21 protein-coding genes and 2 tRNA genes are annotated in these 26,735 nt (G+C 70.1%); 1 reads left to right on the plus strand and 22 read right to left on the minus strand.

Annotated features, from left to right (window positions below):
• Positions 1–235 precede the first annotated feature (235 nt).
• From ACFFGY_RS20095 to dusB, 6 genes are all read right to left on the minus strand, one after another.
• On the minus strand, positions 236–1,108 hold the full coding sequence (locus tag ACFFGY_RS20095) for a D-amino-acid transaminase (protein ID WP_377046307.1): 873 nt from the start codon (positions 1,106–1,108) through the stop codon (positions 236–238).
• Between the two features lie 8 nt (positions 1,109–1,116).
• A complete protein-coding gene (gene ntrX / locus ACFFGY_RS20100; protein WP_377046308.1) occupies positions 1,117–2,526 on the minus strand; it encodes a nitrogen assimilation response regulator NtrX in 1,410 nt (469 codons plus the stop codon).
• Complete coding sequence (locus tag ACFFGY_RS20105) at positions 2,516–4,792, minus strand: sensor histidine kinase NtrY-like (protein WP_377046309.1); 2,277 nt, start codon at positions 4,790–4,792, stop codon at positions 2,516–2,518. The genes ntrX and ACFFGY_RS20105 overlap by 11 nt, the downstream gene beginning before the upstream one ends.
• Positions 4,793–4,872: 80 nt before the next feature.
• Entirely contained in the window at positions 4,873–6,315 is a 1,443-nt protein-coding gene (gene ntrC, locus ACFFGY_RS20110; RefSeq protein ID WP_377046310.1) for a nitrogen regulation protein NR(I), read from the minus strand.
• On the minus strand, positions 6,312–7,616 hold the full coding sequence (locus ACFFGY_RS20115; RefSeq protein ID WP_377046311.1) for a two-component system sensor histidine kinase NtrB: 1,305 nt from the start codon (positions 7,614–7,616) through the stop codon (positions 6,312–6,314). The genes ntrC and ACFFGY_RS20115 overlap by 4 nt, the downstream gene beginning before the upstream one ends.
• Complete coding sequence (dusB, locus tag ACFFGY_RS20120) at positions 7,613–8,758, minus strand: tRNA dihydrouridine synthase DusB (protein WP_377046360.1); 1,146 nt, start codon at positions 8,756–8,758, stop codon at positions 7,613–7,615. Before dusB ends, ACFFGY_RS20115 begins: the two co-directional genes overlap by 4 nt.
• 248 nt (positions 8,759–9,006) lie before the next feature.
• Between dusB and ACFFGY_RS20125 the strand changes: the two genes are divergently transcribed.
• Positions 9,007–10,158: a bifunctional 2-C-methyl-D-erythritol 4-phosphate cytidylyltransferase/2-C-methyl-D-erythritol 2,4-cyclodiphosphate synthase gene (locus ACFFGY_RS20125; RefSeq protein WP_377046312.1), complete on the plus strand. Its 1,152-nt coding sequence runs from the start codon at positions 9,007–9,009 to the stop codon at positions 10,156–10,158.
• Positions 10,159–10,251: 93 nt separating this feature from the next.
• Here ACFFGY_RS20125 and ACFFGY_RS20130 read toward each other — a convergent pair whose 3' ends face one another.
• The 16 genes from ACFFGY_RS20130 to ACFFGY_RS20205 all read right to left on the minus strand — a co-directional run bounded on the left by ACFFGY_RS20130 (position 10,252) and on the right by ACFFGY_RS20205 (position 26,705).
• Positions 10,252–11,967 (minus strand): hypothetical protein, encoded by a 1,716-nt coding sequence (locus tag ACFFGY_RS20130; protein ID WP_377046313.1) that lies wholly within the window; start codon positions 11,965–11,967, stop codon positions 10,252–10,254.
• A 71-nt stretch (positions 11,968–12,038) separates the two neighbouring features.
• Entirely contained in the window at positions 12,039–14,261 is a 2,223-nt protein-coding gene (locus ACFFGY_RS20135) for a glycosyltransferase family 4 protein (RefSeq protein WP_377046314.1), read from the minus strand.
• A 205-nt stretch (positions 14,262–14,466) separates the two neighbouring features.
• Positions 14,467–15,690: an acetoin utilization protein AcuC gene (locus tag ACFFGY_RS20140; RefSeq protein WP_377046315.1), complete on the minus strand. Its 1,224-nt coding sequence runs from the start codon at positions 15,688–15,690 to the stop codon at positions 14,467–14,469.
• 34 nt (positions 15,691–15,724) lie between these two features.
• Positions 15,725–15,801 (minus strand) — tRNA-Arg (locus ACFFGY_RS20145).
• 133 nt (positions 15,802–15,934) lie between these two features.
• The gene (locus tag ACFFGY_RS20150) at positions 15,935–16,246 is read right to left on the minus strand and encodes an ETC complex I subunit (protein ID WP_377046316.1); all 312 of its coding nucleotides are present in this window, start codon (positions 16,244–16,246) and stop codon (positions 15,935–15,937) included.
• 72 nt (positions 16,247–16,318) lie between these two features.
• Positions 16,319–16,392, minus strand: a tRNA-Pro gene (locus tag ACFFGY_RS20155).
• A 234-nt stretch (positions 16,393–16,626) separates the two neighbouring features.
• Entirely contained in the window at positions 16,627–17,916 is a 1,290-nt protein-coding gene (serS, locus tag ACFFGY_RS20160; protein WP_377046317.1) for a serine--tRNA ligase, read from the minus strand.
• A gap of 4 nt (positions 17,917–17,920) precedes the next feature.
• Positions 17,921–18,718, minus strand: a complete 798-nt coding sequence (gene tatC / locus ACFFGY_RS20165; protein WP_377046318.1) for a twin-arginine translocase subunit TatC — start codon at positions 18,716–18,718, stop codon at positions 17,921–17,923.
• Positions 18,719–18,835: 117 nt separating this feature from the next.
• Positions 18,836–19,621, minus strand: a complete 786-nt coding sequence (tatB, locus tag ACFFGY_RS20170; protein ID WP_377046319.1) for a Sec-independent protein translocase protein TatB — start codon at positions 19,619–19,621, stop codon at positions 18,836–18,838.
• A 224-nt stretch (positions 19,622–19,845) separates the two neighbouring features.
• A complete protein-coding gene (gene scpB, locus ACFFGY_RS20175; protein ID WP_377046320.1) occupies positions 19,846–20,415 on the minus strand; it encodes an SMC-Scp complex subunit ScpB in 570 nt (189 codons plus the stop codon).
• Positions 20,405–21,244, minus strand: coding sequence for a segregation and condensation protein A (locus ACFFGY_RS20180; protein ID WP_377046321.1), 840 nt, complete (start codon positions 21,242–21,244; stop codon positions 20,405–20,407). Before ACFFGY_RS20180 ends, scpB begins: the two co-directional genes overlap by 11 nt.
• Complete coding sequence (locus tag ACFFGY_RS20185; protein WP_377046322.1) at positions 21,241–21,933, minus strand: site-2 protease family protein; 693 nt, start codon at positions 21,931–21,933, stop codon at positions 21,241–21,243. The genes ACFFGY_RS20180 and ACFFGY_RS20185 overlap by 4 nt, the downstream gene beginning before the upstream one ends.
• A 5-nt stretch (positions 21,934–21,938) precedes the next feature.
• Entirely contained in the window at positions 21,939–22,919 is a 981-nt protein-coding gene (nagZ, locus tag ACFFGY_RS20190; RefSeq protein ID WP_377046323.1) for a beta-N-acetylhexosaminidase, read from the minus strand.
• The gene (locus ACFFGY_RS20195; protein ID WP_377046324.1) at positions 22,916–23,758 is read right to left on the minus strand and encodes an SPOR domain-containing protein; all 843 of its coding nucleotides are present in this window, start codon (positions 23,756–23,758) and stop codon (positions 22,916–22,918) included. The genes nagZ and ACFFGY_RS20195 overlap by 4 nt, the downstream gene beginning before the upstream one ends.
• Positions 23,755–25,521: an arginine--tRNA ligase gene (gene argS / locus ACFFGY_RS20200; protein WP_377046325.1), complete on the minus strand. Its 1,767-nt coding sequence runs from the start codon at positions 25,519–25,521 to the stop codon at positions 23,755–23,757. The genes ACFFGY_RS20195 and argS overlap by 4 nt, the downstream gene beginning before the upstream one ends.
• An 11-nt stretch (positions 25,522–25,532) precedes the next feature.
• Positions 25,533–26,705: a deoxyguanosinetriphosphate triphosphohydrolase gene (locus ACFFGY_RS20205; RefSeq protein ID WP_377046326.1), complete on the minus strand. Its 1,173-nt coding sequence runs from the start codon at positions 26,703–26,705 to the stop codon at positions 25,533–25,535.
• Positions 26,706–26,735: the final 30 nt, after the last annotated feature.

Genomic DNA, 26,735 nt, shown 5'->3' on the forward strand with positions numbered 1-26,735 from the left:
CGGCCGCGGAACCAAACGTCCGCGGCAAGTATCGGGCAGGTTCAGCGCAAGCTTCGTCCGGATGCAAGGGCGTAGCGGCCGACCCTTCATGTTTCAACCAGGGAAACGACTCATCATCAGCATCGATGGAACGAGGAAGCACGGCGCGAAGCGCCCGGACGTGATCCGCGTCGCAACCGGGCCTTCCGCCATCAGCCAAGCCAGATGGTGTCAGCCCGGCATCGTTCCAATGCCCTCAGGCCGCGTTCGGAACGCCGCCCTTCACGTGGCGGGCGAAAAGATCAAACAGCTTGCGCGTCATCGGGCCGGGCATCCCATCGCCCACCGGCGCGCCGTCGATCTTCAGGATCGGCTTCACGAAGGAGGTGGCCGAGGTGATGAAGGCTTCCCGTGCCCGGAGCAGTTCGTCCCGAGTGAAGGCGCGCTCCTCCATCGCGATGCCCGCTTCCGCCATTTCGGCCATCAGGGCCGCGCGGGTGCAGCCCGGCAGCACCGACTGGTCGAGGTGGCGCGTGCGGATCACGCCGTTCTCGTCCACGATCCAGAAGCTGGTGGCGGCGCCTTCCGTCACCTCGCCGGTGGTGCGGTCATACAGGATCGCCTCGCCGGCGCCCTGCTCCTTCGCGTCCTGGCGCGCCAGCACGTTGGGCAGCAGGTTCACCGTCTTGATATCGGGCCGCGCCCAGCGGAGGTCGGGCGCGGTGATCGCGCTCATGCCCCAGCTGTCCACGCTCTTCGGATAAGCGGCGATGCGCTTGACCGTCATGGTCAGGGCCGGCGGCACCGGCGTGCTCGGGAACACGTGGTCCCGCTTCGCCACGCCGCGCGTGACCTGCATGTAGACCAGCCCTTCCCGCACCCGGTTGCGCCGTACGAGTTCGCGCAGCACCGAGCGCAGCGCCGTCATCGGCATCGGCATATCGATGCGGATCTCGCGCAGCGAGCGCTCCAGCCGCGCGAGGTGCCGGTCCTCGTCGATGAAGCGGCCGTCGAAGATGTGCACCACCTCGTAGATGCCGTCCCCGAACTGGTAGCCGCGGTCCTCGATGTTCACCGTGGCCTGGGACTGCGGCACGTAGCGGCCGTTCACGTAGGCGATGCGCGACATAGGGGTCCTTAAGCGTTTGCGGTGGCGGCGGCTCGGTCGTCGGCGCTCACCCCCAGGAACTTCAGCTTACGATGCAGGGCCGAGCGTTCCATGCCCACGAAGTTCGCGGTGCGGCTGATGTTGCCGCAGAAGCGCAGCAGCTGTGCTTCCAGGTACTGACGCTCGAACAGCTCGCGCGCTTCGCGCAGCGGCAGCGTCATGATCTCGCTCGACCGGTCGAGCTTGAGCATGGCGGGCGCGGAGGAGTTGATCTCGGGCGGCAACATCTCGGGCCGGATCGGCTCGCCGGGGCCGCCCGGTGCCATGATCAGCAGCCAGTCCACCGTGTTGCGCAGCTGGCGCACGTTGCCCGGCCACTCGTAGGCCTGCATCGCCGCCATCGCGTCCTCGCTGATCTCGCGCGGCGGAATGCCGGCGACCTCGGCGGAGCGGGCCATCAGCGAGCGCGCCAGCACCGGCACGTCCTCGCGACGCTCACGGAGCGGCGGCACGCGCAGCGGCACCACGGCCAGGCGGTAGAACAGGTCCTCGCGGAAGCGGCCGCCGGCGATCTCGGCGGTGAGATCACGGTTGGTGGTGGCCAGCACGCGCACGTCCACCTTCACCCGCGTGGAACCGCCGACGCGCTCGAACCCCTGTTCCTGCAAGGCACGAACGATCTTGCCCTGAGTTTCCAGCGGCATGTCCGCAACCTCGTCGAGCAGCAGCGTGCCGCCGTGGGCGCGCTCCAGCACGCCGGCGCGCCGCGGCTGCGTCACGGGATCGATGCCGCCCTCGACGCCGAAGAGTTCTTCCTCGAAGCGCGCCGGGTTCAGCGTCGCGCAGTTCAGCGCGACGAAGGGCTCGGCGGCGCGGCGGGAACGCGCGTGGATCATGCGCGCCGCCACTTCCTTGCCCGAACCGGCCGGGCCGGTGATCAGTGCGCGCGACCCGGTCGGCGCCAGGCGCTCGATCCCCTGACGCAGCTGCGCGATGGCGGAGGACACGCCCGTCAGCTCGGCCTCGGCGCCGGAGCGCAGCCGCAGCTCGCTGTTCTCGCGTTTGAGGCGGGCTGCCTCCAGCGCGCGCGATACGATCAGCAGCAGCCGGTCCGACTGGAACGGCTTCTCGATGAAGTCGTAGGCGCCTTCCTGGATCGCCTGCACCGCGGTCTCGATCGTGCCGTGGCCCGAGATCATCACCACCGGCACCTGCGGCTCCTCGCCGTGGATCGCCTGCAGGATGCCGAGGCCGTCGAGGCGCGAGCCCTGCAGCCAGATGTCTAGGATCACCATGTTCGGCCGCCGCTGCCGGAACGAGGCCAGCGCCTCGTCGGAGTTGCGCGCCGAGCGAGTCTCGTAGCCCTCGTCGGAGAGGATGCCCTCGATCAGGGATCGGATGTCGGGCTCGTCATCCACGATCAGGATGTCATGCGCCATGACGCAGGATCTCCGTTTCCCTGGAGTTGTTGTCCGTGCTGGCCGGAGCGTCCGGCCGCTCTGTCACCGGTTTCTCTCCGGCGACTTGCAGCGGCAGGAGAAGGGAGGCTTTGGCGCCCTGCCCTTCCGCACGGTCGGCCAGCGTCAGCCGGCCACCATGGTCCTCCATGATCTTCTTCACGATGGCAAGGCCCAGCCCCGTTCCTTTCGCCTTGTGGGTTACGTACGGTTCCGTGAGCTGTTCCCGTTCGTCCCCGGACGGCAAGCCTACACCGTTGTCCTCGACCACCAAGGCTGCCCAGTCGCCCTGCTGCGTCAAGGTGAAGCGGATCTCGCCTCCCGCCTCGCCTTCCGGCCTCATCACGATCGCGTCGGCCGCGTTCTGGAGCAGGTTGATGATGGCCTGGTTCAGCAACCGGCGGTCGCATGGCACCACCGGTCCACTCTCCGGGAACTCGGTGCGGTAGTGGATTCCAGGGTGGGCATCGCGTGGGAGCACGACGGCCTCCCGCGCCACGCGCGAAAGGTCCTCCGGCCGGATCACCGGCTGCGGCATGCGGGCAAAGGCCGAGAACTCATCCACCATGCGTCGCAGGTCGCCCACCTGCCGCACGATGGTGTCCGTGCAGATGCGGAACGTGTCAGGGTCGGAGGAGATTTCCTTGAGGTAGCGGCGCTTCAGCCGCTCGGCCGAAAGCTGGATCGGGGTCAGCGGGTTCTTGATCTCGTGGGCGATACGGCGCGCCACGTCGGCCCAGGCGGCCTTGCGCTGCGCCGAGAGCAGTTCCGTCACGTCGTCGAAGGTCAGCACGTAGCCCGCCACCGCGCCGTTCTGCACCTCCGCCCCCAGCCTGGCGATCACCGTGCGGCGGGAATTGGCGAGCCGGATCTCCGCCGTCTGCGGGCGCTCCGGCGCGGCCGCGGCCGCGGTTGCCAGCGCGCCGAACTCGGGCACGACCTCCGGCAGCGACCGGCCCACCGCGGCCTCAAGATCCTGTCCCAGCAGCTCCGAGGCGGAACGGTTGGGCAGGTTCACCCGCCCTTCCGCGTCGAGACCGACGACGCCGGCCGAGACGCCCGAGAGCACCGTCTCAGTGAAGCGCCGGCGCTCGTCGATCTGTCGATAGGCTTCCATCAGCTCGGAGCGCTGCGCCGCCAGCTGGTTGGTCATGCGGTTGAAGGCACGCGACAGCGAGGCGACCTCGTCGTCGTGCTCACCTTCCTGCACCTTCACCGACAGGTCGCCGCCCCGCACGCGCTCGGCCGCGGTGATCAGCCCCGCGATGGGCCGCACGATCTGGTTGGCGATCACGAGGCCGATCAGCACCGCCGCCATCAGCACCAGCAGCCCCGCGATGGCGAAGATCATCGCGAAGGTGATCTGCAGCCAGGACCGGTTGCTGTCGAGCTGGTTATAGGCCGCGAAGGCACGCTCGGTGGCACGCATGTGCTCCAGCACGCCGGAGTCCACCGGCCGGCCTATCTGCAGCAGGAGGCCGGGCTGGATATCGAGCATCACCAGCGCCTGCACCCGCGCCTGGTCATCCTCGTTGGGCAGCACCACCACCTCACCGGAGCGCGCCATCTCCATGGCCCAGGCCTCGGGCAGCTGCACGATCGACGTGCTGGTGAAGCCGGCATGGGCGATGACCTGGCCCAGTACCGGCTCGAACACCACGGCTTCGGTCAGCCCGCGCATGGCGGTGTGGGTCGCCAGCAGCCGAGCGAAGGCCTGTGGGTTGTCCTGCAGGGTCGCCCTGGCACGGTTCAGGTCGGCGGCCATCACCAGTGCGTCGGCACGAATGGCGTTGCGATGCTCATCCAGGTAGGCGCGCGATGCCACGAGGCTGGCTTCGAGCGTGGAGCGGACGCGGTCACTGAACCAGGCCTGGATGCCGAGGTTGAAGAACACCGCCGCGAAGATGCCGACCAGCAGGGCCGGCACCACGGCCACCACGCCGAACAGCAGCACCAGCCGCCCGTGGAGGCGCGAGCCCGCGCTGCCCTTACGACGCTCCACCCAGACGCGAACCAGCCGCGCCGCCAGCGAGGCCAGCAGGAGCAACAGGAAGGCCGCGTTGACCATCACCATGGCCGCGACCTGCCCCGGCTTGGTGGGGCCGAAGGGACTGCCGCCGGACAGCAGCGTGAAGGTGCCGATGCCCAGCAGCAGGGCACCGAGGGCCAGTCCCAGGGTCATGGCCCGCCCGAGCAGCGCGTCGCTCAGGCGCCGGGCGAGGTTACGGCGAGGTCGGTCGGAGGTCATGCCGGGCTATCCTAGAACGGATCATCCCGGCCTGTGATGCCCCGATCGCACGCCGGCCCCAGCGCCGGAGGAGCGACCGGTCAGGACAGGCCGCGCACCACTGGCAGTTCCAGTTCCCGGATCTTCTTGCGCAGCGTGTTGCGGTTCAGCCCCAGCATGGCGGCGGCCTTGATCTGGTTGCCCCGCGTCGCCGCCAGGGCCAGCCGGATCAGCGGACGCTCCACCTCGGCCACCACGCGCTCGTAAAGGTCGCGCACCGGCATGCCGTCGCGATGCGCACCCAGGAAGCTCGTCAGGTGCCGCTCCACCGCCTGTTCCAGCGTTTCGGGCGCCCGGGCCTCGCCAGCCACGGGGACCGCGGCCTCGGTTTCCGACAGTTCCGCCGCCACCGCGTCGGCGCCGATCACCTCCTGCGGGTAAAGGGCCGCCAGCCGCCGCATCAGGTTCTCGAGCTCGCGCGCGTTGCCCGGCCAGGAATGCGCCTTCAGGCGCTCCATCGCGTCCTCGTCCAGCGTCTTGCCCGGCAGGCCGGAGGCGCGGGCGCGCTCCAGGAAGTGACGGGCCAGCAACGGGATGTCCTCCAGCCGCTCGCGCAGCGGCGGCAGGCGGATCGGCACGACGTTCAGGCGGTAGAACAGGTCCTCGCGGAACGATCCCGCGCGGATCGCCTGACGCAGGTCACGGTGGGTCGCGGCGATGATGCGGACATTGGCCTTGATCGGCTGGCGTCCACCCACCGTGGTGAACTCGCCTTCCTGCAGGACGCGCAGGAGGCGGGTCTGCGCCTCGGGCGGCATGTCGCCGATCTCATCCAGGAAGAGCGTTCCCCCCGCCGCCTGCTCGAAGCGCCCGACGCCGCGCGCCAGGGCGCCGGTGAAGGCGCCGCGCTCATGGCCGAACAGCTCCGCCTCGATCAGCTCACGCGGGATCGCCGCCATGTTGATCGCCACAAAGGGCCCGGTCCGGCGCTTGCCGTAGTCGTGCAGGGCGCGCGCCACCAGCTCCTTGCCGGTGCCCGACTCGCCCGTGATCATCACGGTCAGGTCGGTGGTCGTGAGACGCGCGACGGTACGATAGATCTCCTGCATCGCGGCGGAACGGCCAATGATCGGCAGCCGCTCACCCTCGCCTTCCTCCGTCGGAACTGCGGCCGGGGGCGGCGTGGTCAGGGCGCGCCCCACAACTGCCAGCAGCTCCTTCAGGTCGAAGGGCTTGGGCAGGTACTCGAAGGCGCCGCGCTGGGCGGCCTTCACGGCGGTGGTGAAGGTGGACTGCGCCGACATCACCAGCACCCGCAGGTCGGGCCGGATGCGCTTGATGCGCGGCAGGAGGTCCAGCCCGTTCTCGTCGGGCATCACCACGTCGGTGATCACGAGGTCGCCCTCGCCGTCCTCCACCCAGCGCCACAGCGTGGAGGCGGAGGAGGTGGCGCGGACATTGTAGCCGGCGCGGCCGAGCGCCTGGGACAGCACGGTACGGATAGCCCGATCGTCGTCGGCGATCAGGATGGTCTGCTCACTCACGATACGGTGTTGTCCTCGACGGCAGGAATGTTGTCGCTGTGATCGGCTGACGGGGCCTGCGCCTTCCGGCCCTGGCTCCTCGCGCCGTGCTCTTCCCCAGTGCCGGGGTGGTGATCGCCGGGTTGAGCGGAGCGGGTCGTCGGGTGCTTGGCGGCCCCATGCGCGCCGGTCGGCGGCATCGGCAAGGCCAGGCGGAACACCGTGCGGCCGGGGCGGCTCTCGCAGGCGATCAGCCCGCCGGCATCGGCCACCAGCTTGGCCACCAGCGCGAGGCCAAGCCCCTGCCCGCCGCGCTTGGTGGTGATGAAAGGCTCGAACAGCGTTGCCCGGACTTCCTCGGGAATGCCGGGACCGTTGTCGCGGACGCTGACTTCCAGCGGCAGGTGCACCCGCTCCTCGCTGCCCGGCACCGCGATCCGCACGCCGTGGCGATAGGCGGTGGACAGCACGATCTCGCCCTCAACCGGGTGTACCGCCTCGGCGGCGTTCTTCACGAGGTTCAGCAGCACCTGCACCAGCAGATCCCGGTTGCCGAAGACCGGCGGCAGCGAGGGGTCGTAATCCTCCACCAGGCGCAGGTGGGCGGCGAAGCCCGTGCCGGCCACCCGGCGGACATGGCCCAGCACCTCGTGGATGTTCACCGGGCCGCGCTCCACCGGCCGCTCGCTGAACATGTCCATCCGCTCCACCAGGTCGCGGATACGGTCCACCTCGTCTTGGATCAGGGTGCAGAGTTCCCGGTCACCCTCGCTGGCGGCCTGTTCCAGCAGCTGCGCCGCGCCGCGGATGCCCGAGAGCGGGTTCTTCACCTCGTGCGCCAGCATCGCCGCCATGGCCGATGCACCGCGCGCGGCGCCGCGGAAGTTCAGCTGCCGGTCGAGCCGTTGCGCCGCCGAACCATCCTGCAGCGTCAGCACCACGGCGCCCGGAACCTCGGGCAGCGGCGCGCCGTGGGCAGACACGTCGCTGCGGTGCAGGCGCGGGCTTTCCAGCAGCAGGTCGTGGTCCGCCACCGGCGCGTCCAGCCCCCGCACCTGCGCCACCAGCGACAGCAGCCGGCTTCCCTCGGGCAAGAGGTCGCGCAGCGAGATCTGCGACAGCGACTGCGCCGAGAGCTGGAAGAACAGCTCGGCCGCGGGATTAGCGAAGCGGAAGCGGTCCGCCTCGTCCAGCACCACCACGGGCGCCGGGATCGCGGCCAGGATCACAGTGGCCTCTGGCGGCAGGGCCGCGGCCACGCGCGCCGTCTTGTTTGCCCGGGGCGTGACCTTGCGGATCAGGGCGGAAACCGCGCCGCTCATGCCGCCTCCTCGCCGCGCCCGGCGGCATCGTTCGCCACCATTCGGCCGCTGCTGGGCTGTGCGCCGCTCTCGATCAGCGGCTCCCAGAAGGCGCGCAGCGCTTCGCGCGCGGCTTCTTCCGTATCGGCGCGGTTCACCTGCGAGCGGAACTCGGCGCTGCCCGGCAGGCCGTAAGAATACCAGGCGAGGTGCTTGCGGGCGAGGCGCATCCCCGGGTCGCGCCCGTGGTAGCTCAGCATCGCCTCGTAGTGCTGCAACAGGATTTCGTAGCGGCGCGCCAGCGGCGGCTCTTCCTCGGCCACCATCTCGCCGGGCGCCGGGGCCTGACCGTTGAGGCGCGCGGCCACGGCCCCGAGCAGCCAGGGGCGCCCGTAGGCGCCGCGCCCGATCATCACCCCGTCCGCGCCCGAAAGCCGCAGCGCTTCCGCCGCGTCCGCCGCGTTGAGGATATCGCCGTTCACGATCACCGGCAGCGCCGTGGCCGCCTTGACCTGCGCCACGAAGCCCCAATCGGCCGTGCCGGTGTAGAACATCTGCCGCGTGCGCCCGTGTACCGTCACCATACGGATGCCCGAGGCCTCGGCGATGCGGGCGAGGTTCGGAGCGTTCAGGCTCTTGTGGTCCCAGCCCATGCGCATCTTCAGCGTCACCGGCACCGACACCGCCCGCACGGTCGCCTCCAGGATGCGCGCCGCCGCGACCTCGTCCCGCATCAGGGCAGAGCCCGCGGACTGTCCCAGCGCCACCTTCTTCACCGGGCAGCCGAAGTTGATGTCCACGATCGCGGCACCATGGTCCACCGCCAGCCGCGCCGCCTCGGCCATCACCTGCGGGTCACAGCCGGCAAGCTGCACCGACGCGGGGCCGCCGAAGCCGTCCACCTCCGCCATCTTCAGCGTCTGCCGGTTCTCGCGCACCATGGCCTGGCTCGCGATCATCTCGCTCACCACCATGGGGGCGCCGAGCCCGCGCGCCATCCGGCGGAACGGCAGGTCGGTGACCCCTGACATCGGCGCCAGGATCACCGGGCATTCGATCCGCACACCGCCGAGGTCGATCGGCTTCAGCCGGGGTTGAACAGGAGCCGGGCTCCGGCTGCCTTCAGCATGGGCAGGCCCGGGCGGTGACCCGGCCTCCGGCATGATCGGGGAGAAACCATCCATGGTAGATGCCTAACCCTTGTGCAGGTGCAGCGTCAAGGATCACGGCTCGCATCAACGTGGCTCAACCGAAGGGCAGACCTGCTCGGGAAGCAAACCGCTTCTGATCTCTCCGCGGGCAGGAAGCAGCCTGATCCGCAGATGGGAAATCCCGTGGCGGCCCGGTGCGATGCTCCGTGATCTGTCCTAAAGGATGGGGTTCCAAACATCACCCGACGAGGACCAACAGGATGCGCGTCACGGCGCTGCTCCTGGCCGCCGGCAGCGGCCAGCGCTTCGGCGCAGCGGAGCCCAAGCAGTTTCTCACCCTCGGCGGCAGGCCGCTGCTTCGGCACGCGGCCGAGGCGCTGCTGCAGGAAGGGCTGGTCGACGAGTTGCAGCCCGTTTGCGCCCCGGAGCACGCGGCGCGCGTGGCGGCGATCCTGTCTGGCCTGCCCGCCCGCCCGCCGGTGGCCGGTGGCGATACCCGCCAGGACAGCGTGCGCCGCGGGCTGGAAGCCCTGGCCAGGTCCGACACGCCCGGGCTGGTGCTGGTGCACGACGCTGCCCGCCCGGTGGTGCCGCGCGGCACCGTCGCCGCCCTGATCGCGGCGCTGGACAGCGCCCCTGGCGCCATCCCGGCTCTCGCCGTCACTGATACCCTCAAGCGGTGCGCCGGCGACGCCATCGAGGCGACGGTGCCGCGCGACGGCCTTTACCGCGCCCAGACGCCACAGGCCTTCCGCTTTCCCGTGCTGCTGGCGGCGCACCGCGCCGGCCACCTCGGGGCCACCGACGACGCCTCGCTGCTGGAAGCGGCAGGCGAGCGGGTCGCGATCATTCCCGGCGCCGAGGAGAACGTGAAGGTGACCATTCCCCAGGATCTCGCGCGGCTGGAACAGCTCCGCCGTGCCACGCTGCTGCCCCGCAGCGGCTCCGGCTACGACGTGCACCGGCTGGTGGAAGGCCGGCCCATGATCCTGTGCGGCGTCACGATCGAGCACGAGCTCGGCCTCGACGGGCATTCCGACGCCGACGTGGGCATCCACGCCCTGTGCGACGCGATCTACGGCGCCATGGCCGACGGCGATATCGGCCGGCATTTCCCGCCCTCCGAAAACCAGTGGAAGGACGCCGACAGCGCCCGTTTTCTGCGCCACGCCGCCGCCCGCGTGGCGGAGCGTGGCGGCATCATCGCCAATGCCGACGTCACCCTGATCTGCGAGCGCCCCAAGATCACCCCGTACGCACCGGCTATGCGCGCCCGGCTGGCGGAGCTGATGGGCATCCCGCTCGGACGCGTGTCGGTGAAGGCCACCACCTCGGAGCGCCTGGGCTTCACCGGCCGTGGCGAGGGCATCGCCGCCCAGGCCGCGGTGTCGGTGCTGCTGCCGGAGGACTGAGGATGCCGGACCGGGGAGCGTCGCTCCCCGGCTCGCCCAGTCGACCTTTCCGGCTGCCATTTCCTCTTGGCCGCACCGGCAAACCTCGTTCCGCTAGAGCGGATCGAACTGATGCTGCAGGAGGGCGGACAGGAGGCTGGCGGATTTCGGCAGCCGCGGTTCCAGCACCACCAGCGACTCGGCACAGTCCCGGACTTCGAAATGGTCCAGGATGGGGGCGTAGTGCGGACGCTCCGCCCCCATGTCATGCATCATGACACGCGGCGGCGGGCCGCTGCCGTTCCAGCACAGCGCCACTGCGAGGCAGGACGCCACCCGGAAGCGTCCGTCCACAAGGATCAGGTCGGGAAAGGGCTGCGCGCCCTCCAGCACGGGCAGGATGGTGGCAAGGTAGTTCCCCAGGGCTGCCCGGTCGTTCGGGTTCAACGGCAGGCCCCAGTTGCCGACCTTACCGATATCGGCATGGAGCATCCGCAGCCGTCCGGCCGCCAGCGCGGCCGCGACATCGCCGTCCTTCGCGACGCGCTCGATCCAACTCGCGTCGGTGTCGATCGAGACGATGTCGCCCCGTCCCAGGCGCGCCGCCTCCACGGTGGAGCCGCCGATGCCGAACTCGAGATAGTTTCGCCAGGGCCGGCCGAGTTCCCGCCGGAATAGTGCAAGCTCGACGGGTTGCATGTGGGGTACGAGGCTGGCGGGCTTCTCACTGCCCGTTGTTGCCTCAGCCCAACGCTTCCGGAACTCGGACCCATCGATCATGGAGCGAACGATCTGATCCAACCAAAGCCTGCCGCTACTCAGTGAGTCGGAATGACTGCGCAGCTCATTCGGATCTGGCTCGCGGCCAAGGATACCTCGGTACAAGGCGGAGATCACATCATCTGGCAGCAAGGATGCAGGTTTACCACTTGCCGGCACGGCATTCACTGGCACCGGCTTTCCGACAACTGTGGCGTAGAATTTAGCGGCTTCCTGCCGATCCTCTTCGATGAGACGTGCGAGGGCCTCATCATCGGGAAAGTCGAACACTGCTGGCGGGTCGGGGCATATCACCGTCCCACCAAAGCCGTGCTGATCGTAGATCTCCGGAGTGTAGTGGAGGCCCTGCTTACCAACATAGTGCCCGTAGACGGCAGAGCACATGATACGCGCCGTGCCGAGCAGCATGCCCGCGAACTGCTTGGCGCCGTCCTGTGAGGTGACCGCGAAAGGCATCCCCAGTTCCCGGTAATACTCCCTAATCTGCTTATGGGGTCGGGAACGGTAAGGAACATCCGCGATCAGCCGAAGGTACCCGTCCACCACCGGCCGCTGACGCAGCCATTGACGCCGGGGCAGCGCGAAGCCCCAATGGTGGTGCATCCGCTCCACCCTGCCACGCCAGGCCCGCTGCTGTTCCAACGTGGCGTGATGATTGCCATAGGCCGCGACATAGCCGACGCGCTCCTCCGTAAGCGCATAGGCTGCCAACTGGTCGAGGGCTGCGAGGTAGTGGGGCGACACCACCATGTCGTCCTCGAAGAAGTAGCCCAGGTCGGAGTCGAGGTCCTGGAACAGGTATCGCTCGGCCCGATCGAAGTTGAACGCGACGCCGAGGTTCCGCTCGGCCAGGTGAACCGTGCCCGCAGGCACCAGTTCCCGGAAGACGCTCACGCATTCCGAAACCGGCGCGTCCTCGGCCGTCGCTCCGTCAGCCGTGGGCAAGGCGCCGTCCTGGAACAGGTGCAGCCGAACGGGATCGAGTGGCGGCACCTGCTGCAGCAGGCTTTCGAGCACCGGTCGCAGCAGCTGTGGCCGGTTGAAGGACATGACGGCGATCGGGGTTTCCGCGGACACGGAACCCCCGGCGGATAAGGACGGCGGCAACCAACGCGCTCCCGTCAGGACCGCAAGGGATCAAGGAGGAAGCGCTCGGTAACCTCCTGCCGCGCCACCGCGTCGTCGGCCCTGGCCCAGCCCAGGCGCATCAGCCCGACGATCATCCGGCGGGGATCCTGCTGGAAATGTCCCACCTCGCGGTCGATCTGCAGCCGCAGGTCCACCACATCATCCGGCCCTGGCTCGGCCAGAATGCGGATCGTGACCGGTGCGTTGGGGTGGAGCCTCACCTTGCGCAGGCGGGGATTGTCCACCTTCGCCGTCGCGCGCCGGTGCGAGTGCTCCCAGGCGGAGACCGTCAGATGATGCTCCTCAACATGCGGCGCCCCGGTCATCTGCAGGTAGACGATCACGGGCTTGCGCCCCACGCCACTCGCTCGGAAGCGCAGCCGGCCTTCTTCGCCGTGCATCCAGGCGCCGAAGTTCTCCGCGTCGTACCAGCGCGCCGCCATGATCGCGCGCAGCGGGCGCTGCAGGTAGTCCCGTCGCGGTGGCTGTCCGGCCCTGAGCTCGGACGGCTCGAACACTTCGGCGCTTATCAGTTCAGGAACGCGGGGCGGGTTCACCGTGGAGTCGTCGCCCGTCAGCTCATCCAGCAGTGACAACAGCTCTGTGGTGACCGCCTCCCAGGTCCTGGGTCGAAACCTCTGCGCGATCTTCCTGCGGCTTTCCTCGAGGTGCTCGGGCTCACTCACCAGGCGACGGATCGTTTCCAGCCCTGACTGGAGGTTATGAGGGTCGATGTAGTGAATGAGATCGCCGCCAACCTCCGGGATCGAAGCCACCTGGGACGCGACGCAAGGGGTGCCATAAGCAAGGCTCTCGCCCACCGGCAGGCCCCAGCCCTCGGTGAAGGACGGGAAGGCGGTGAAGAGGCAGGAGCGGTAGAGCGTTGCCAGATCGTCATCCGTCAGCCCGTGCAGGACATGGATGCGGCCGTCGAGGTAGTCGGTGTCACGGAACTGCGCCATCAGGTCGTTCACGCGCCAGCCGGGCCTGCCGACGATCACCAGATCCGGCACGTCCTCGCCGGCCTGGATCATTTCCCGCCAGGCGCGGAACAGGTAGGCGTGGTTCTTCCGCACCTCGATCGTGGACACCGACAGCACGAAGCGGGTGTCGCGAAGAAAGCGGATGGCCGGTGACCAGCGCGGCGCCCCTGGCTGCGGCGGCTTGAGCGTGTGGGCAAGCGGCAGCGTCCTGACCGGCATGGCGGACAAGCCAACCTGATCGAGAAGCGTCCGGACCTCCCCTGCCGTATGCTCACTAATTGCAAGCACGAAGTCGAAGTTCAGCAGGGCGTCGCCCAGTGCCAAGCTGAAATACCAAGATAGGGAAGCTTCGCAGAACTCGCGGTGCGTAATCGGGATCAAGTCGTACAGGTAAACGCCGACCCGCAGACCCGCCTCCTTCATCCAGGCACAGCGCAGGTGGAAATCGGGAACTGCCCAGAATGCACCCAGAGCTAGGTAAGTTTGGCCTGCCAGGGGCTTCGCCGTCTGCGCGCCCGCCTCGCATTTCTCGATCAAACCGCGAAGATGGTCCTGGTCCACCTTCTCCGACGAGGCGTAGCGCAGGAGGCGGTCCAGCGACGCGCCGTCGACCAGGCGTAGCGGTTCCTCGGCAGTGCCGGTCACGAAGCGGAAGCGCGCGCCATCGTCACTCGGCAGACTCAGCAGCTGCTCAAGAATGTTGACCATAACGCGCTGTATGCCGGTAAGCGTCCGATGCACTCGCAGGAAGCAGAATAAGTCGTTCACTTCGAGGTACACGGTGTCTGACGAGCCAACCTCCTCCCACCGCGCCATCAGGCTCCTGGCAAGCTCCAACTCTCCGACGCCGAGAAGCTCCCGGTAGGCGTCTTTCGAGGGGGCAAGCTGAAGCGCGCGGCGGAACTCCTGGATGCTCTGTGCCTCCGCCCCGGTCAGGCGAAGCGCACGGCCCATCTGGACACGAGCGTCGGCATCATCCGGCCGCAGCCGTGAAGCATGGCGGTAAGCGTCCCGCGCGTCGCTCAACTGGTTCTGCTGCAGCATCGCGTGGCCAAGCTGGATCCAGATCGCCGCGTCGTCCGGCTGCACACGAAGGTAGTCGGCGTAGCCGCGGGCTGCTTCCGCCCACTCGCCGCGGTCACGGGCCACGTCGGCCAGACGTCGCAGCTCATCTGTTTCGGGTCGGCTGAGATTCGTTTCGCTGGGAACAATCCGATCGATGAGAGACGACACGCACCTTCCCCTGAACACGACCGCCCGGATCATTCATCACGGGGGTGGGAGGTAGCAGTATCATTACAGTTACGCTGTGTAGAGCGATAAGGTTACGGCAGCTGCAATCTTTGCGAGAAAACCCGTGAGGTGTGTCGCAAAGGTACAGGCAATGCTTACCGAAGCTTTAATTCTGCCTGACGATACGTTCCCTTATTTAGAATACTTAGCTGGTTGGTGGAAGGTCATCCAAAGTGCGCGCGCAGATCTGCCGGATCTCCGCCCGAACGGGACCCGGCCGAGGCGCATCGCGGATCGTGCTGAACCAGTGCTCCGGCGGGGACCGGCCGGCGGCACGAAACCAATCGAGCCCGCGCAGAACCGCCTCGGCAGCGGGTGGAATGCGCGGCGGGATCGGGAGCCTGTTCAGCGTGGCCCAGACCCCAGCCCAGCAACGCGCCACCGTCCAGGGATTATAGCCACCGCCGCCCGTGACGATCAGGCGGGGCGAGACCGCTCGCAGCGCCTCCACCACCGCGAAGTGGCTGTTGTTGCTCAGTGAAAGCCGCGCCAGCGGGTCCTCTTCCACGGCGTCGGAGCCGCATTGCAGCACCACGGCCTCAGGCCGGAAGTGCCGGGCGACCGGCAGGATGGCGTGCCGCAGCACCCAATCCATCTCGGTGTCGTTGAAGCCCTCGGGCACCGGCAGGTTCCGGGCATACCCACCGGCGCGGTCGTCGAGCAGGCCCGTTCGGGGCCAACGGCCGGCCTCGTGCACCGAAAGCGTGAAGACCCGCGGGTCGTCGCGGAAGGCATGTTCCACGCCGTCGCCGTGATGGGCGTCGATATCAACGTAGAGGACCCGCGTGAGGCCCGCATCCACCAGGGCGAAGAGCGCCAGCGCCACGTCGTTGAGGTAGCAGAAGCCGCTGGCCCGGTCCGGCATGGCATGGTGGGTTCCGGCGCCGGGAACGTGCACCACGCCGCCGTCGCGCACCAGGGCGGCGGCCAGGATCGCGCCGCCCGCACCGGTGGCCGGGCGGCGGAACACCTCGCGGTAGATCGGGTTGCCGTGGGCGCCCAGGTGGTGACGCTCGCGCACGGCGTCGCTCACGCCCCCGTCGCGCTCCGCGGCCTCGAGGGCGGCGACGTAGTCAGCGGTGTGGAAGCGGGTGAGTTGCTGCGGCGTGGCGAGGGGGCTGTCGCGATAGCGCGCCTCGTCCAGCCAGCCCATGGCGCGGATAAGGTCGAGTGCGGTGGAGACGCGCGGGATCGCCAGGGGGTGCTTTCCGCCATAGGTCGAGCCACGGTAGATCTCGGAGCCGATCAGGATCGGTGCCTGATTGTTGCGCGCGGGATCGTCGCCAGGCTGGTGATTGCCTGGATGATCGTTGCCAGCGCGATTGCCGTCACGGGAAACGCCGCCGGGCGGCAAGCTGCTGTCCGGCAAATCCGGGCTCCCGACGATGAGGCGGAGAACGACCTGGCGCGCCCTGAGGGACTCGAACCCCCAACCAACCGGGTAGAAGCCGGTTGCTCTGTCCAGTTGAGCTAAGGACGCCCGGGGCCGGGCTGAAGACCCGTCGCCGGAGCTTTAACGCAGATCGGCCAGCCCGGTAAACCGCCGTGCTCGACCGTGCCTCAGGCCGCCAACTGCACCTTCCGCAGCAAACCCACGGCTCGCAGCCGGCGCTTCAGTGCGTCCAGTTCTGGCGCCGGTCGGTGCGGAAGTTGTCGGCATAGGACTTGGGCTGGATCGCCGGCACCTGCGGCCGCGCCTCGACCTCGTAGTCGAGTCCCTCGGCCTTGGCGTAGGCGACCGCGGCCTCCAGCGTTTCGAAGTGGAGGCTGACCTCGCGGCTCATGTCGGTGCTGCCCCACCAGCCGGTCAGCGGATCGATGCGCTTGGGCACCTTGGGCGCGTGCTCCAGCACCCAGCCGTCGCTGCGTGACTGCCCGGACTGCGTCGCGCTCTTGGGCGGGTTGAAGATGCGGGCCTTGCTCATGGGGCGTGGTGTCCGTGCGGGCGTGGAAACGGTGGCAAGGCTTCGCTGCGCGCGGCGCGCGTGCTTCCGGAATCGGGGCGGCGGGACTCGAACCCACGACCTCCTGTACCCAAAACAGGCGCGCTACCAGGCTGCGCCACGCCCCGAGCCGGAACGGCGCCGACACTGCGAGCAGCGCCGGATGCGGCGGAACCTATGGGCTGCCGGAGCGCCGCGCAAGGCCGCGCGCCTGCGAGGCGACGCCCGTGATGTGCCAGCGTGAAGGCTGCCGGGCAGCCTGATGACCTCCTGCGATTTGAACATCCGGCTCCGGCCTAAGGCCGAAGCTGCCTCGCCCAGGCCAGATGTCTCACCGCACGGACGGGCCGCGGTCCGCGAGGTCAGCCCGCCGCGATGCGGGTGATCCCACCCATCCAGGGGCGCAGCACCTCGGGCACGGTGATCGAGCCATCCTCCGCCTGGTGCATCTCCATCACCGCGATCAGGGCGCGACCCACCGCGACGCCGGATCCGTTGAGGGTGTGCACGAAAGCCGGCGCGGCGGGCTTCTTCGCGCCGGCTTCCTCGCGCGGGCGATAGCGGGCGTTCATACGGCGCGCCTGGAAGTCGCGGGTGTTGGAGCAGGAGGAAATCTCCCGCCACGCCCCCTGCCCCGGCAGCCAGACCTCCAGGTCGAAGGTCTTGGCGGCCGAGAAGCCGGTATCGCCGGAGCATAGCACCACGCGCCGCCACACCAGCCCGAGCTCGGTCAGGATGTGCTCGGCGCATTCCGTCATGCGCTCGTGCTCGGCATCCGAGTCCTCGGGCCGGGTGATCGCGACCATCTCCACCTTGGGAAACTGGTGCTGCCGCAGCATCCCGCGCGTGTCCCGCCCGGCCGAGCCGGCCTCGGAGCGGAAGCTCGGGCTGAGCGAGGCGAGCCGCACGGGGAGCGCCGCCTCGGGCAGGATCTCGCCCGCCACGGTGTTGGTCAGCGGCACCTCGGCGGTCGGGATCAGCCAGCGCCCGTCGGTGGTGCGGAACAGGTCTTCCTCGAACTTCGGCAGCTGCCCGGTGCCGAACATCGTCTCGTCGTTCACCAGCAGCGGCACGGTGGTCTCGGTGTACCCGTGCCGGTCCGTGTGAACCGAGAGCATCCACTGCCCGAGCGCACGCTCCAGCCGCGCCAGCGGGCCGCGCAGCACCGTGAAGCGCGCCCCCGCCAGCTTGGCCGCCGTGGCGAAGTCCATCATCCCCAGCGCCTCGCCCAACTCGAAGTGCTGCTTGGGCGTGAAGGGCAGGTTCGGCTGGGCGCCGTGCTGGCGCAGCACCACGTTGTCGGATTCGTCGGTCCCGTCGGGAACGTCGTCGTCCAGGCGGTTCGGCAGTTCGGCCAGCGCCTTCCGCAGGGCCTCGTCGGTGCGAGCCAGCGCGTCGCCGGCGATCTTGTCGGTCGCCGCAAGCGTCGCGATCATCCGCTCCGCTTCCTCGTGCTGCCCGGCGGCCTTGAGCTGCCCAACCTCGCGGCTCTTCTTGTTACGAACGGCGCGGGCTTCCTCGACCGCCGTGGTGGCGGAGCGGCGAGCCGTGTCGATCGCGAGGATGCTGTCCGCCACGGGCTGGAGGCCACGCCGGGCCATGGCGGCGTCGAAGCTGGCGGGATCGGCGCGCACGGCGCGGATGTCGTGCATGAAATCAGACCTTAGCGGGCGGCTTGGGCTTGGCCGGGCGGTTCATCCAGACGGACGCCACGATCGAAAGCTCGTACAGGGCCAGCAGCGGCACCGCGAGGCCGACCTGGCTGATCACGTCGGGCGGCGTCAGCACGGCGGCCGCGATGAACATGCCCACCACGGCGTAGCGCCGGCCACGCCGGAGCTGATCCACCGACACGATACCGACCTTGGTCAGCAGCGTCAGCGCCACCGGCAGCTGGAAGGCCACGCCGAAGGCCAGGATCATGTGCATCACGAGCGAAAGGTACTCGCTCACCTTGGCTTCGAGCTGCACCGGCAGCCCGCCGGCGCCGGTGGGCGTCTCGAAGGAGATGAAGAACCGCCAAGCCAGCGGGAAGATGAAGTAGTAGGCCAGCGCCGCGCCCGCCACGAACAGGATCGGCGAGGCGATCAGGAAAGGCGCAATCGTGCGCTTCTCGCTCTTGTAGAGGCCGGGCGCGATAAACAGCCACAGCTGCGTCGCCCACATGGGGAAGCTGACGAACACCGCGCCGAAGAAGCCAACCTTCAGGTAGGTGAAGAAGGCCTCGTAGAGCGCGGTGAAGATCATCCGCCGCTCACCGCCACCCTGGTGCTGCAGGATGTCGGCCAGCGGCCGCGCCAGGAAGCCGTAGATCTGAACCGAGAAGTAGTAGCAGACCGCGAAGGCGATCAGGAAAGCGCCGAGTGACCAGAGCAGCCGGGTGCGCAGTTCGAGCAGGTGCTCGATCAGCGGCATAGGCTTGTCGTCGATCGTATCGTCCGGGTCGCGGGCCACTGTCGGTCTTTGTGTCTAGGGCGCGGCCGCGGCCGGCGAGGAAGCCGGCGGCACGGCGGGCGCGGTCAGGTGGAAGGCCGGATCAGGGGCGGGGAAGCGGGCTTCGCCACCCATGGTTCAGGCGGTGTGGATGTCGTCGGCCGCTCTGGCCGGGTTGCGCGCAACCGTACCAGCGGGGGCGGCGGGAGGACTTGCGGGGGGTGCGGCTGGCGCCGGCGCGGTACCCGCGGCCGGGGCGGCGGTCTGCACCTCCTCCGGTGCCAGGGGCGGGAGCGACCAGGCCGCCGCGGATGGCGCTTCGGGAACAACCGGCGCCGTCGTGGCTGGCGCGGAAACCGGTTCAACCGGCGCCGGTGCCGCGGCCACCGAAGCGGCCGGAGGCACGGGCGTGGACGGCACGGTGGCCGAGGGCGCGAGCGGATCGAGCCCCCTGGCCGGCTGCGCCGCTTCCGTCGGCAGGTTGGCGGCGACGCGCGCCGGGTCCGGGTCAGCGGCCACGGCGGTCGCGTCCGTTCCCGCCGCGGCGGGCGCCTCGGCCACCGGCACCGCCGGGGTGGCGGGCGCCACATCGGCAGAGGGCGTCGGCGGCTGCGCCCGGAACGGGTCGTCGCGCAGCGGGTTCTCCTCGAAGGTCTTCTTCAGCGAACCGTCGGCATCGACCGTGCGCTGGATCTCGCCCTTGAGGTCGAAGTTGCGGATGTCGCGGATCTGGTCGCGCACGTCCTCCAGCTTCGCTTCGCGCACCACCTCGTCGAGGTGGCCCTGAAGCTCGCCGGCCATGCGGCGCAGCTTGCCGATGCCCTTGGCGACGGTGCGGATGGTGTCGGGGAGATCCTTGGGGCCGATGACCACCACCGCGACGACGACGATCACGGCGATCTCGGACCAGGCGAGGTCGAACATGCTTCTCCGCTCAAGCCCCCATGCAAATCGGACCCGGAACCAGCCGAGGCCCTGGCCAAGCCCTTGGGGCCATCCCCGTTAGCAGGAACGCCCCGGCCCGCCAATGCGCGGACATCCCTTCCATCTAGGACGCCGGCCCCCGGGCCGGAAGGGCCCCTCCCGGCGGGAGACGGCCAGTACGATCAGGCAAGGGTGCGGCGACCACGCCGCTCAGCCCCAGGTGATCAGCCCCGGGTGAGCGGCGCCGCGTCCATCCCCACCAGTTCCTCGCGCCGGGGCAGTTCCGCCAACGAACGCAGCCCGAACTGTTCCAGGAAGCGCGGCGTGGTGCCCCAAAGCACCGGCCGGCCGGGCGACTCCTTGCGCCCGCGCGGCGCGATCAGCCCGGCCTCGAGCAGCGCCTCGAGGGTGTTCTGCCCCAGCGAGGCGCCGCGAAGCTCCTCGATCTCGGCGCGCGTGACCGGCTGGCGCCAGGCGATCGCCGCCAGCGCCTCCATGGCCGAGCGCGGCAGGCGCTTGGGCGTTTCGATCACCCGCGTCAGCGCGGGGGCGAGGTCGGGCGCGGTGCGGAAGGCCCAGCCGCCCGCGACCTCGCGCAGCTCGACGCCGCGCCCGGCATAGCGGTCGCGCAGCGTTTGCAGCAGCGCCCGCGGGTCGATGTCCAGCAGGTCGCCGGCCGCGCCCGCCTCCGTGCCGGCATTGCCGAGCGCCTGCGCCAGCTGCGCCACCGTCACCGGCCGGTCCGCGGCGAAGAGCAGGGCCTCGGCGAGGCGCAGCGCGCGATCAGTTTCCATGGGCTTGTTCTCCATCCCCTGCGCCGCCCAGCCGCGTGGCGCGCAGATGGATCGGGCCGAAGCCGTGTTCCTGCCGCAGTTCCAGCCCGCCGTGGCGCGCCAGCTCCAGGCTGGCGATCAGCGTGGAAGCCAGGGCGGCGCGGCGCTCCACCGGGTCGATCACCGGGCCTGCCGGCAGGAAGCCCTGCAGCTCCCCCCAGTCCGGCCCGATTTCGCCGAGCAGCTGCCGCAGCCGGACCATGGCCTCGGCCACCGTCCACAAGCGGCGGACCTTGGGCACGTAGGGCCGACGGGCATTGGCACGGCGCAGCGCGGTGGCCCAGGCATGCAGCAGCGCCGGCAGGGCGGCGTCGAGCTCCCCGTCCCGCCGCTCCACCAGGGCTTCCGGTGCGCCACGGGCAAAAACGTCGGTGCCTAGCCCCGGCCGGGCGCGCAGCCAAGCCGCGCCGGCGCGCACCGCTTCCAGCTCCATCAACCGGTCGGTGAGCGAGGTGGTGGCCGCCACCGCATCCTCGTCCGGCTCCGGATCGGGCAGCAGCAGCCGCGATTTCAGCCAGGCGAGCCAGGCGGCCATCACCAGCCACTCCGCCGCGAGTTCCAGCCGGACGCGGCGGGCGCCCTCAATCACGGCGAGGAACTGTTCCACCAGGGCCAGGATGTCGATGGTGGCGAGGTCCACCTTCTGGGCCCGCGCCAGTTCCAGCAGCAGGTCGAGCGGCCCCTCGTAGCCGTCCAGCCGGAGCAGCAGCGCGCTGGGCGACGGTGGGGAGGCCGATGCCGCAGGGGGCAGCGCCTGCGGCACCAGGACGGGCGCGGAGGCGGCGCTCATGCGTAGCCGGCCGCGCGCATGATAATCCCGAAGGCGGGCTGCACGGCGAAGCGCAACAGCCAGTCCATCGGCGCCCAGGCGGGCACCAGCTGCGGCAGCACGAAAAGAACCAGCATCACCAGCAGCAGCCCGGCCCGCTCAAGCCGGAGAAAGGGGATGCCCACCCGCGGCGGCAGCAGCCCGCCCAGGATGCGCCCCCCGTCCATCGGGGGGATCGGGATCAGGTTGAACAAGCCGAGCACGAGGTTGCTCAGGATCAGGAGCGACAGGAAGCGGTACACCCACTGCGCCAGGTCGGGCGGCATGGAGAGGTCGTCCGCCACGTGACCGAACAGAGCCGCCACGAAGGCCAGCAACACGTTCACCAGCGGCCCGGCGGCCGCCACCCCGACCATGCCGAAGCGCGGGTTGTTGAGGCGCCGGATATCCACCGGCACCGGCTTGGCCCAGCCGAACATCACCTGGATCGTGCCGATCGTCAGCAGCTGCGACACCACCAGGAAGCCGGGCACCAGGATGGTGCCGACGAGATCGACGTGGCGCAGCGGATTGATGCTGAGCCGCCCGGCGCGCCTCGCCGTGTCGTCGCCGAGCCAGAGCGCCGCGAAGCCGTGCGCCGCCTCGTGCAGGGTGATCGCCAGGATCGCCGCGATTGCCGCGGCCAGGAACTCGGGAAGCCAGTCGGGCATGGCGTTCAGGCACCCGCCGCGACGGCGGGACGCAAGCGCTGCCGCGAGGCCGCGAGTGCTTCCAGCGCCCGCTCGCTCACCGGCGGGCAGGCCGACAGCACCGCGGCGTTCTCGGCCGGGATGCCAGGGCAGTGCAGCGCCACGTCGCAGCCGGCGTCGAGCGCCGCCACGGCCAGCGAGGCCGGATCGCCGCCATCCTCGTAGAGCGCCCGCATCGCGAGGTCGTCGGTCAGCAGCAGCCCCCGGAAGCCAATCTCACCCCGGATTACCCCGTTGATCACGCGCGGCGACAGCGTGGCTGGCCGTTGCTCATCGAGCGCGGCGTAGAGCAGATGCGCCGTCATGCCCCAGAACCCTTGCCCGCCATCCGCGGCACACAGGGCGCGGAAGGGCGCGAAATCGGCCTCCAGCGCCTCAATGCCGGCGGCGACGCGCGGCAGCGTCAGGTGGCTGTCCGCCAGGGCGCGCCCGTGTCCCGGCATGTGCTTGAGCACCGGCACGCAGCCCGCCGCCCGCAACCCCGCCGCGGCCCGGGCGCCGAGCCGCGCGACCGTTGCCGGATCATCCCCGAAGGCACGGTCACCCACGATGTCGTGCGCACCGGGCTGCCGCAGGTCCAGCACTGGGGCGCAGACCACGTCGAAGCCCTCCGCCCGGCAGGTGGCGCCGAGCGCGCGGTAGTTCCGCTCCACCGCCTCGGGATCGTCCCCGAAGCTGCCGGCGGCCGGAAATGCCGGCCAGTGCGGCGGCCGCAGCCGCGCCACCCGGCCGCCTTCCTGGTCCACCAGGATCGGCGCGTCCTCGCCCAGCACCTCACGCAGCGAGGCGGTCAGCCGACGCAGCTGCGCCGGATGGTCGATGTTGCGGCCGAACAGGATGACGCCCAGCGGCGGGCTGCGCCGGAAGAGCTCGCGCTCCTCGGGCGTCAGCTCCGTTCCGGCGATCCCCAGGATGGCGGCCCGCGGCGGCAGACCCGGACGGCTCATCCGCCGATGGCCGCGCAGGCGGGCGCGCCCTTGGTCTTGGCGGCCTCGCAGAAGGCGCGCGCCGCGTCGTGATCCCGGAAGCCGCCGGTGCGCAGCCGCCACATGGTGGGCTGCCCTTCCCGCTCGAAGCGGATCACCTGCGGACGGCGATCGGCCAGGAGGTCGCCGAGGCGGCCCTTCAGCCGCGCCCACTCGGCGCGCGCCGCTTCCTCGCTGCCCAGGGCGCCGAGCTGCACCACGGCACTGCCCTCGGCCGCGCGCGAGGCGGGTTCGGGCGGGCGGGCGGCGGCCGCAGTGGGGCGGGGTGCCTCGGCGGGCGGCGGGGCGCTGACGGCCGGAGCCGCCTCACGCGGCGCGGCGGGCGCCGTTCCGGGCTGGGGCGCTGCGGCGGGCGCCTCGGGCGACGGCTGCGCCGGCGGGCTCTGCGGCGGCTGTGGCTGCATCTGGGCTTGCGCCTGTGCCGCCTGGCGTGCCGCCACCGTGGCCTGGCGCAAACCGTTCAGGTCAGGGCGCTCGAACTCCGGCGCCACCTGCGGTTGCGCGGGCGCCGCCGGGGTGGTCCCGCGCCTCTGCGGCTGGTTCTGGGTTTCGAAGATGCGCTCGCCCTGGTTGGCGACGCGCAGTCCCCCCGGGTCCTCCGGCTTGACGCGCAGCGGCCGCGTGTCGGCCTCGACCGTGGGCACGCCGCTGCTCACGGCGCGCGTCAGCCCCCAGACCGCCAGGGCACCCACGCCCATGGCCCCAAGGATGGCCGCCGCCACCACCGTCATACGCCACGGGAACCCGCCCCCCGAGGACGGACGCTGAACGCGATAGGAAGGCGCCGAAAGCTCGCTCACCGCATCTCCTCGACTGGCGTCACCCCCATGACGCGCAGGCCCGAACGGATCACCGTGGCCGTCGCGGCCACGAGGGCGAGCCTCGCGGCGGTGGCGGCCGGGTCATCCTCCCGGATGAAGCGCAGAGTCGTGTCATCGCGACCCCGGTTCCACAATAGGTGAAAGTCGGCCGCCAAGTCACCCAGGTAGAACGCGATCCGGTGCGGCTCGCGCGCCTGGGCGGCCTGCTCCACCGTGCGCGGCCAGCTCATGATGCGCCGGATCAGCCCAAGCTCCGCCGGGTCGCGCAGGGCATCGAGCGCGGTGGCCGCCAGCGTCTCCACCCCCGGCTCGCCGGCGGCGCGCAGCACCGAGCGGCAGCGGGCATGGGCGTACTGGACGTAGAAGACCGGGTTGTCGCGCGACTGCTCGACCACCTTGTCCAGGTCGAATTCCATCTGCGCGTCGGCCTTGCGCGTCAGCATGGTGAAGCGCACCGCGTCGCGCCCGACCTCGTCGAGCAGGTCGCGCAGCGTCACGAAGGTGCCGGCGCGCTTGCTCATGCGCACCGGCTCGCCGTTCTTCATCACCTTGACGATCTGGCACAGCACCACGTCCAGCGGCACGGCGCTGTCCGACAGCGCCGCGGTGGCCGCCTTCATGCGCGACACGTAGCCGCCGTGGTCGGCGCCCCAGACCTGTACCAGCTCGACATGGCCGCGCGCGATCTTGTCGGCGTGGTTGCCGATGTCGTTGGCGAAGTAGGTGTTGGAGCCGTCCGACTTGCGCAGCGGCCGGTCCACGTCGTCGCCGAACTGGGTGGAGCGGAACAGCGTCTGCGGCCGCGGCTCCCAATCGTCCGGCGTCTTGCCCTTGGGCGGCTCCAGCACGCCTTCATAGACCAGCCCCTTGGCGGCAAGGTCGGCGATCGCGCGGTCCGCCACGCCCGCCTGCACCAGCGCCGCCTCGCTCACGAACACGTCCTGCTCGACGCCGAGCAGCGCCAGGTCCTCGCGGATCGCGGCCATCATGCTCTCGATGGTGACGCGGCGCACCTCGGCCAGCCACAGCGCCGGGTCGGCCGGCAGCGCTCCCGGTGCCAGCGCGTCGCCGTGCGCCGCCTTGATCGCCTCGCCCACCGGGATCAGGTACTCGCCCCGGTACTGGAGGCCGCCGGGCACCAGCGCCTCGAACTCCTCATCCGAAAGCTTGGTGCCCAGCGCCTGCAGGTAGCGCCAGTAGGCCGCCCAGGCGAGCGCCTGCACCTGCGCGCCCGCGTCGTTGACGTAGTATTCCTTGGTGACGTTGTAGCCGCTCTTGAGCAGGAGGTTCGCCAGCGCGTCGCCTACCACGGCACCCCGGCAATGGCCCACATGCATCGGCCCGGTGGGGTTGGCGGAGACGTATTCCACGTCGATCTTGCGCTTGCCGCCCAGCGTGCTGTCGCCGTAGCCCTCGCCAGCGGCCAGCACCGCCGGCACCTGGGCGCGGATCACCGCCTCGGGCAGGCGGATGTTCACGAAGCCGGGGCCGGCCGGTGTCGCCTCCGCCACCAGCTCCGAAGCCGCGAGGCGCCCCGCCAGCTCGGCCGCCAGCTTCGGCGGCGGCATCTTGGCGAGCTTGGCCACCACCAGCGCCGCGTTGGTCGCCATGTCGCCGTGCGAGGGGTCGCGCGGCGGCTCCACCAGGACGCGGGCGAAGCTGTCCGCCGGCAGCTCCGGCAGGATCTGCTGGAGCTGCGACACCACCTCGGCGCGCAGAAGCTGGAAGATATCCTGGGACATTTGAAGTTTCTCTAGCCGGGAATGTTCGGGTCGGTCAGGCGACGATGCTCTTCGAGCGCGAAGCGGTCGGTCATGCCGGCGATGTAGTCGCAAACCACCGCCGCGGTGGCGGCACTGCCCGGCACCCCGGCACGGGCGCGCCATTCGGGCGGCAGCATGTCCGGACCACCGTGCAGCAGGGCGAACACCACCTGCAAGGCGCGCTTGGTCTTGCCCGCGGTGCGGTTGACGCGCCAGTGGCGGTACATGCGCTCCCGCAGGAAGCTTCGCGTTTCCTCGTTCAGCGCGGTCATGCGGGCGGAAAACACCACCACCGGGCCGCCGGCATTGCGGATGTCGTCGGCGCTTCGCGGCTTGAGGATGTCGAGCCGGCGGCGGGCCTCGGCCACCACGTCGATCACCATGGCGTTGATCACGCGGCGGATCGTTTCCGCCGCCAGCCGCCCCCGCGACACGTCGGCCGGCGCCTCCGCCCGCGCCGCCGCCAGCGCCTCGCCGATCAGCGGCAGCTGCGCCACCTCGTCGAGCGTGAAGACCCCGGCGCGCAGCCCGTCGTCGAGGTCGTGGTTGTTGTAGGCGATGTCGTCCGCGATCGCCGCCGCCTGCGCCTCGGCGCTGGCATGGGTCGTGAGGTCCAGCGGATGCATCGCGTCGTACTCGGCGATAAAAGCGGCGGGCTTGCGCAGCGGCCCGTTGTGCTTGGCCAGGCCTTCCAGGGTTTCCCAGGTCAGGTTCAGCCCGTCGAAGCGGCTGTAGCGGTGCTCCAGCGTGGTGACGGCCTTCAGGCTCTGGGCATTGTGGTCGAAGCCGCCCCAGGGGCGCATCAGCCCGCTCAGCGCTTCCTCGCCCGCATGGCCGAAGGGCGGGTGGCCCAGGTCGTGCGCCAGCGCCAGCGCTTCCGCCAGGTCCTCGTCCAGGCGCAGCTGCCGGGCGATGGAACGCGCGATCTGCGCCACCTCGATCGAGTGCGTCAGCCGTGTCCGGAAGGCATCGCCCTCGTGATAGATGAAGACCTGCGTCTTGTACTGCAGCCGTCGGAAGGCGGTGGAATGGATGATCCGGTCGCGGTCGCGCTGATAGGGCGAGCGCGCGCCGCCATCGCCTTCCGGGTGGAGCCGCCCGCGCGAGCGCGCCGGATCGACCGCCCAGGGGGCCAGGCCGGAGGCCGGCGCGGCGGCCGGCACGCCGCCCGCCCCCTCCTGACGCCCGGCGGT

Origin of the sequence: Roseomonas elaeocarpi, assembly GCF_042433915.1 — a bacterium.
Lineage (GTDB): Bacteria > Pseudomonadota > Alphaproteobacteria > Acetobacterales > Acetobacteraceae > Roseomonas > Roseomonas elaeocarpi.